The sequence below is a fragment of the Agrobacterium sp. MCAB5 genome (assembly GCF_052114365.1).
Lineage (GTDB): Bacteria > Pseudomonadota > Alphaproteobacteria > Rhizobiales > Rhizobiaceae > Agrobacterium > Agrobacterium tumefaciens.
Genome location: NZ_JBFREP010000065.1, coordinates 1 through 856 on the forward strand (window position 1 = coordinate 1; position 856 = coordinate 856).

1 protein-coding gene and 1 pseudogene are annotated in these 856 nt (G+C 57.8%); both read left to right on the forward strand.

What is annotated here, in order from left to right:
* On the forward strand, window positions 1–289 hold a 289-nt coding region (locus tag AB4Z23_RS27315; protein ID WP_441361163.1), incomplete at its 5' end, for a helix-turn-helix transcriptional regulator.
* 363 nt (window positions 290–652) lie between these two features.
* A pseudogene (locus AB4Z23_RS27320) lies at window positions 653–856 on the forward strand (carboxylesterase); the annotation flags it as partial.

Below are 856 nucleotides of genomic sequence, written 5' to 3' on the forward strand. Positions count from 1 at the left end.
ATCCTATCTCGACCAATGGGTGCCGACGCTAGCCGAGGTGGCGGAGATGGCGGGCGTCAGCACACGAACCTTTCAGCGCAAACTCTCGCATGTCGATCTGACATATTCAGATATACTCGACACCATCAGGTTCGAGAGCGCGAGCACGCTTTTGCGCGACAGTGATTCCAAGATTATCGACGTTGCATTTGCCGCCGGTTATGCCGACCCGGCGCACTTCAGCCGCGCATTTCGCAGAATTGCCGGCGTTACGCCGCGACAGTTCCGCGAGCAATCGCGACTGGGATAAGTGCGTTTCGCGCGGGGAACTTCCCTCGCCTTCATGATGAAAGAACCGGTAGAAGCGAAGCGCGCGGTATGTCGGCCTCTCTAACCCTGAGGATGACACCGCAGGCGACTGGGCGCTATGAGCGGCTCAGGGAGCAGCGATCACGGTCTGCGCCCTTTCTCCCGGCGGGAAGAAATCCGCACGCCGGATAACAATTGGCACGAAATGGCAAGACGGTCGGTCTGCCCATGGTTAGACCCGACGCACGCTTAGAATTTGTCTGCCGCCCACACGAAGATCGGCTGGATGGCATTTGAGTTGGCCGGTGCCACGCCTCGTGGAATGGCCTTACGTCGTAAGTCAAATTGAATGAAGAGGTATTCAATGCTCCGCTCAGTTGGAATCAGTCTTGCTTTTGCGTCGGTTGCGTTGACCGGCGTTGCATTTGCCGAGACACCAAACGGCAAAGTGCCGGTCACCGTCGACAATTTCATCCGCGCCGAGACCGACCATTACCTCGCGGCCAATGCAAAGGACGTAGGTGGACTCGGCAAGTTCCAGCATTCTCGGGAGCCCGTACCGATCGAC